The sequence below is a fragment of the Candidatus Megaera polyxenophila genome, assembly GCF_029982035.1.
Lineage (GTDB): Bacteria > Pseudomonadota > Alphaproteobacteria > Rickettsiales > Rickettsiaceae > Megaera > Megaera polyxenophila.
The window spans coordinates 93143-99577 of record NZ_CP104168.1 but is presented as its reverse complement, the minus strand read 5'-3'; the positions used below and the strand labels follow the sequence as shown (position 1 = coordinate 99577).

Below are 6435 nucleotides of genomic sequence, written 5' to 3'. Positions count from 1 at the left end.
ACATCAAAATAACAAAAAAGGTATTCTTTGAGCCAGAAGGAGAATTAATGCACAGTTATCTTGAAAAAGGTTAAATAGATAAGATATTTGCTTTGGTACAAGAGTTTAATAGTTTAAATAATCCTTCCATTAACAAAATTGAACTAGATACCATTGCTAATTTACTTATACAAATTGCCAAGTAATGACTCTAGGCTTTATCTAGACATAATCGTTACAAATGCCAAGTACAACAAAATATAAGCTATCCATTATAGAGACTATTTCGCTAATTTCTTATTTTAAGCCTGAGGGTAGGGAACGTGTAATAATGGCCATCTGATGTCTTTTGTTAAAAAGAATAAAGGAACTTATACTGGAAAATCTTAAACTCAGACAAACTATCAAGTCAGATAATGTCAGTGCTCACGCAGTTAGATTATTAGCCAAATAAAAGAAATCCCCGCCGCAAGCAGCTGGGTATTTTAGAAGAAAGCTAACTGGTGATCCTCATGCAGCTTCTTATATTCCTTGCCTTGATTTTTTACGTATTTTCCTATCATATTCTCATTTCCATGCTTACCTACTGTACTCGTAAAATATCCATCAGTCCAAAATTCTCCACCCCATAATTGTTTCTTTACATATGGGCATAGTCAGAATATTTGACGAGCCGTAACACTTTTAATTGTCGTTACTATTTTTGTTACGCTATAGGTTGGTACGGATTGTACTAAAAAATGCACATGATCCTCGTCAGTTCCTATTTCTAAAAATTTTATCTGATATCTCTTATCTATATCTAAACATACTTCTCGTAATACTTGGTCGACTGATACATCAAATACCACTCGGCGATATTTTGCCAGACATACCATGTGATACAGCAACACGGTCACATTGTGACTTTTATGTATATATTTGCTCATTCCTCCATATTACGCCGCAAGCGGCGGGGAATATACCCAAAGAGATTGAATAGAATCCCATGGATCACTAGTTTAATCCCGTTAGGAGTTTGTATATGGCTTTTTCTTTCGAGTGCTTTTATATATTTATTTTTAAGTTTGTGATTAATTTTTACTGGTCTACCGGTTTATAGTCCCTTTGGTGGTGAAAACCTCCATCTTCCAGATGGAAAAGCTTTAGCTTGTCTAATGCGCCATGATGCGGTAGCATCATAAGTCTATGACTTACTATAACAAAAGATCACATTCAGTTTTTTATCATCGTTATCATATAGTATGGATAACGAAATATCGCTATAAGGTACTTACTTACGACATAAAAAAACGTGTTCGGGAACTAGTGTTACAGGTAGCTGAGGAAATGAGTATAAAGATAGAAAATGGCGTTGTATCAAGCGACCATGTCCATATATTTGCAAATATTCCTCCGCATATTAAAATTAGTGAATTTGTTCAGAAAGCTAAGGGAAGATCATCTAAAAGAATACAGGAAGAATTTCCGATACTAAAAAAGAAATACTGGGGTAGACATTTATGGGGCAGAGGATACTTCAGTTCAACTAGCGGTAATGTTACAGATGATATGATTAACGAATATATCAACAAACACACTGACGCTCATGAGACCGACTTTACTTCAAATATTAGGCTAGAATGAGCTTTAGCTTGATAAGCGACTTCTAGTCGCAAAGATCAAACTTTCATCTCTCAGATGAAAGTGGTTGATTTATGGCAACATAAGAACTTACGGTATTAACTAAATCACTTTATTCACTATCATTAAGTAAGATCGGTATTAACGAGTATGTCCGCTAAACAATTTATAACCATCCTAATTATCGAGATTTTATCAGGCATTGAAATTGATATACTAGTTCCGAGCTTTCCGGATTTGCGGCAAGCGTTTACGCTCTCTCCATTTATGGTTGAATTATTACTCGGCTTAAATTTTATGGCTCATTGCGTTACCACTTTTATAGTAGGCAATTTAGGCGATAAATACGGAAGAAGACCCGTTATTTTAGTGGGGCTGTTAATCTTTATAATCGGCAGTGGATCTGTGTATGTGCGAATAGCTATGTAGGTTTATTATTCGGCAGATTATTACAGGGAGTAGGTATTTCAGGACCATCGGTATTGTGCTATTTATTGGTTTCGGATAGTGTTGCTCCTGAAAATCAACAAAAAAAATGTTAAGTATGATTAATGGCACTATTACTCTATCCATTGCTACTGCACCTATAATAGGTAGTTATATAAATTTATTTTTTCAGTGGCGTGGTAATTTTATAGCGCTTTTAGTTTTAAGTGTCATATGCTTAATATTGAGCCTTCTATTTATTCCTAAAACCAGTAGTTCTCATGTTTACTCATCTACTTCAAGTAAGTATTTAGATATTTTAAAATCTAAAAAAAGCATGTTATTATATTTTAACTATATGTTTTTTAACTCAACCATACTGGGTATTCATAGGGATTGCACCTATCATTTATATTGAAGGATTCGGGGCTTCGCTTGAAGAATTCGGGATATATCAAGCGGTAATGTTAAGCGTTTTCGGTGTATTAAGTCTTGCTAGTAATTACTTATTGAATAAATTCAGCGCCAAGAACTGTCTTATATTTAGTTTAACTTGCTTGGTACTTTTTCTGCTTGTATCTATTGTGCTAATAATTAGTAATACCCGCAACGCTTTGATATTTAGTGCCGTCATGCAACTTTTTGCCATAGGTTCCGTATTTCCATTACACAAGTTATGGCCAGAGGCATTTGAAGTTATACCAGAAGCTAAAGCACATATATCTGCTTTAATTTTATCTACTAGATTAATTACCACTGCACTTGGTCTGCAAATTGCCGGTTATTTTTACCGCGGCAATGCTAGTTCTACTATTTTGGTTATGTGCTTTGGTCTACTATTATTTTTTATAGTCGGAGCTCAAGTTTTTAACAAAGATAAAAAATTGCTATTAAAATAGCTGATCGTGCTTGTATTGCTTTGGGGATAAAATGAGGTTCTGTCGCACGTGTTGCCAGCAAGCTTTAAAATTAGATATACTGAGTTAAAAAATTATCAGAATACCCTTTCACATTTCCCCGAAACTACACAAATATTTCAAAGGATTTTGTTCTTCACCAGAGATAATAATGTTATTTGTTTATATGAAGTGTAGATTCTCTTTAAGCTATAGGGATTTAGAGGAAATAGCTGGTATAAGGGGTGCTACAATAGACCACGCTACGCTGCAAAGGTGGGTCATAAAGTTTGCGTCCTTAATAGACATGCGAGTGAGAAAATATAAGAAGCCTGTAGGTAATAGCTGGAGAATGGATGAGACTTATATTAAAGTAAATGGAAGTTGGGTTTATTTATACCGAGCAGTAGACTCACTTGGTAATACCATAGAGTTTTTACTAAGAAAGTATAGAGACGCAGAGGTTGCTAAAGCATTTTTTCGCAAAGCTTTCAAGAATAATGAGCATCCAAAGAAAGTAACAATTGATAAAAGCGGTAGCAATATATCCGCACTTAATAGCGCCAATAAAGTTTTGCCGGAAGACAAGCAAATAGAGGTGCGTCAAGTGCAATATCTCAACAATATTATAGAGCAGGATCATAGATTTATTAAGAAGCGAACTAAGCCAATGCTTGGCTTTAAAAGCTTTTGAGAATTTTAAAATGTTAATGGCGGCATAACGTCCACAATCTGAGTTTTACTTCAAAAACACATTCCTCAAATATAGATGCGACAGAGCCAGTGATCTCCTGAGGTACAAAACAAATTGCGACAATTAGCAGGGACACGGTACGACAAAAAGTGAATTACCTAAGGTCGATAATACTAACGTAAAAGCCGGTAATAATAATACCAACAAACTACATAAGCCAAAACTGAATCAAAACGAATCAGAAAAAAACTCAAAGCAATTGAATTGCATCAATTACTACCGGCTAAAGCCGGTAGTTTGGTCAACGCTTGCAAAGCGGATTAAAAGCGTAAACGCTAAAACTCCGATATTTTAAAATCATCTCTCTTATGATGCATTTCTTGTTCCTCTATGTATTTTTGCACTTCATTTGAGTTCACATTACCAACCGTAACAACAAAATACCCCCTAGCCCAGAGATGTTGACCCCAGTAGCGTTTTCTCAGTAATTCAAATTCTTGCAGTAATTTCCGACTGCTTTTTCCCTTAATGTATTGTACTGCCTTTGATACGGAAATACTTGGGGGTATCGACAGTAGTAAATGCATGTGATCTGGACTCATGCTGCCACTTGCTATGTCTATGTAATTTGCTGCACATATTTCTCTAATAATTTCTCTAGTTCTATCAGCTACTTGTCCGGTTAGAACTCTGTATCTGTATTTCGTACAAAATACTACATGGTACTTCAGATCATATATACTGTGCGAACCTTTTCTATATTCCATAAGCTACATCTCCTCTTCTCTAGTAACTTATAATACTAAAGTGTTCGACTAAAGGCGAGGGTGTTAACCCTATCCCACTTAACTACATAAAAAGAATTGACTTTCTTTGATTCACAATTATCATCAGTAACACACATTAACAAAACAAGATAAGCCACCTATCGGTGGCAGCTTAAAAGAAGATACTCTTGACCGATAAATATTTATGGAGGATTATAATACTGGTATTTGATTTGTTTTAACTTGAGTTATAAAGACTGAATGTTAGACATACATAAGATAATATATAATTGAGTTATGAGTAACTTGCACTCTGAGCAGCATTTGGTCAATGAATTAGCGGTAAAAACTCTTAAGGCCATTTCTAAAGAGCAAGCAATTCCTTACAGCAGGATCAAAAAGATTTTTTCCGAAGGAGATAAGGAAATAGCCAAGGCTTTCTGGATAATGTTGCGAAAAATATCTCCAATCATAAGTATAATTCTGTTTACTATTGCCCTGATTGTAAAGAATTTGATTTTAGAACGCAAAGGAAGAAAGATTCCTTGGTAAGAAAACATTAACTATAAGTAATTTATGGAAATAGTCGGTAAAGGAATATCTATAAAACATATTTTTCTAGACCGTGGTAATTGGTCTCGATTTCGCTAAAAAATACGGCAAGCTAAGATACGGCATTATTTTCAACGTCACTAAAGTTATATCGTGTGGAACGAAATATTTAGGATTTAAACGTTATAGCTGCCGTGATTGTAACCGCAATAAATCGGTAGCATTCAGCTGTAAAGGTAGGTTTTGTTCTCGTTGTGGTAAGAAACAAACGGATCAATGGGTGAGTAAGGCTAGCAATGTTCTACCAAAAACACGATGGCAGCACATTACATTTACAATGCCGGACTCTTTATGGCCGATATTTTGGCTCAATCGTGATCTGTTTGGATTGATTTCCGGTATTGCAGCAGGAATTATTAAGGAGATAGCTACAAAGAAAAATCTTGTGGTTGGTATATTTACTGCCTTACACACTTTCGGTAGAGATTTAAAACGCAATGTTCATATCCATTTATCGGTTACTTGCGGCGGTATAAATAGCAAAGGCAAGTGGCAAAAATTATTTTTTCCTGCCGAACCTATTAAAAAAATGTGGAGACATAGAGTCCTTGAGTTATTTCGCTTTCAATATATCTCAAGTAATTTGAAGTTGCCGTCCGCATATCAAAATGCTGAGAATTTTAATAACTGGATGAGTAGTTTATACGAAATCAGTTGGTATGTTGTTACAAAAAAACCATCGGATGATCATAAACGCAACATAGAATATTTAGGGCGGTATATAAAACGCCCCCTATTTCCGAGACAAGAATAGAAAATTACGACGGAAAGCAGGTAACGTTTAAATTTCTTGATCACTATAATAATTACAATTGATCGCATAACTATGCCCGTGATGCAGTTCATAGCTAGTCTGATTATGCATATACCAGATCGTTATTTTCGAATGATTAGGTATTACGGTTTTTTATCTAATAGAACTAGGGGCGTTATCACTTATCGTATATTAAGGCAATTAATCAAATCGTTCATAAGAAAACTAAGCTCATTAGTTGAGATTAATGATTTGGTTGAATTTTAAAATAGATCCTCTGTTTTGCTATAATTGCAATAAATGTATGAATCTGCGGCAAGTTTATTACGGTTTATCTCCGCCATTGTTATTAATAAGAATCAATGAATTATTATCAACGCCTAGATAACATCATTATGGCGAACACTTCTTTCACGTCTTAGCCACATAATTTGTAAAACTGAACCTATTTTTAGATAGATTCTGGCAGAGATTTTTATAAAAGTGTTGATAATTTCTAATATTGTGGCTTGTAACTACATTTTATTAAACGAATTTTCAAAGTTTTGATTAACAATTTTTCTGGTTACAAATTTTGAAATTCCTATACTAGAACATAAGAAAAAACAGCATATGTAGAACACATACCGATTACTAAGAAAGCTTATTATTTAAAATCCCCCGATCGCAAATAAAAACTTTCGC

6 protein-coding genes and 3 pseudogenes are annotated in these 6435 nt (G+C 34.5%); 7 read left to right on the top strand and 2 right to left on the bottom strand.

The window, feature by feature from the left end; all coding sequences use genetic code 11:
- Positions 1-464 precede the first annotated feature (464 nt).
- Positions 465-908 (bottom strand): annotated as a pseudogene (gene tnpA / locus N3Z16_RS10825) (IS200/IS605 family transposase).
- Between the two features lie 259 nt (positions 909-1167).
- Here tnpA (N3Z16_RS10825) and tnpA (N3Z16_RS10820) point away from each other — a divergent pair.
- The 5 genes and pseudogenes from tnpA (N3Z16_RS10820) to N3Z16_RS10805 all read left to right on the top strand — a co-directional run.
- A complete protein-coding gene (tnpA, locus tag N3Z16_RS10820; RefSeq protein WP_282485546.1) occupies positions 1168-1605 on the top strand; it encodes an IS200/IS605 family transposase in 438 nt (145 codons plus the stop codon).
- A gap of 147 nt (positions 1606-1752) precedes the next feature.
- A complete protein-coding gene (locus tag N3Z16_RS10815) occupies positions 1753-2031 on the top strand; it encodes an MFS transporter (RefSeq protein ID WP_282487248.1) in 279 nt (92 codons plus the stop codon).
- Positions 2032-2137: 106 nt separating this feature from the next.
- Positions 2138-2446 (top strand): MFS transporter, encoded by a 309-nt coding sequence (locus N3Z16_RS11595; RefSeq protein WP_410519651.1) that lies wholly within the window; start codon positions 2138-2140, stop codon positions 2444-2446.
- Positions 2447-2492: 46 nt separating this feature from the next.
- Entirely contained in the window at positions 2493-2927 is a 435-nt protein-coding gene (locus N3Z16_RS10810; protein WP_282487247.1) for an MFS transporter, read from the top strand.
- A 100-nt stretch (positions 2928-3027) separates the two neighbouring features.
- Positions 3028-3615 (top strand): annotated as a pseudogene (locus N3Z16_RS10805) (IS6 family transposase); the annotation flags it as partial.
- A 338-nt stretch (positions 3616-3953) separates the two neighbouring features.
- Here the strand turns inward: N3Z16_RS10805 and tnpA (N3Z16_RS10800) are convergent.
- Complete coding sequence (gene tnpA, locus N3Z16_RS10800) at positions 3954-4385, bottom strand: IS200/IS605 family transposase (RefSeq protein WP_282487246.1); 432 nt, start codon at positions 4383-4385, stop codon at positions 3954-3956.
- A 297-nt stretch (positions 4386-4682) separates the two neighbouring features.
- Here tnpA (N3Z16_RS10800) and N3Z16_RS10795 point away from each other — a divergent pair, with 297 nt between their 5' ends.
- Positions 4683-4937, top strand: a complete 255-nt coding sequence (locus tag N3Z16_RS10795) for a hypothetical protein (RefSeq protein WP_282487244.1) — start codon at positions 4683-4685, stop codon at positions 4935-4937.
- Positions 4938-5010: 73 nt separating this feature from the next.
- Positions 5011-6018: pseudogene (locus tag N3Z16_RS10790) on the top strand (IS91 family transposase).
- Positions 6019-6435: the final 417 nt, after the last annotated feature.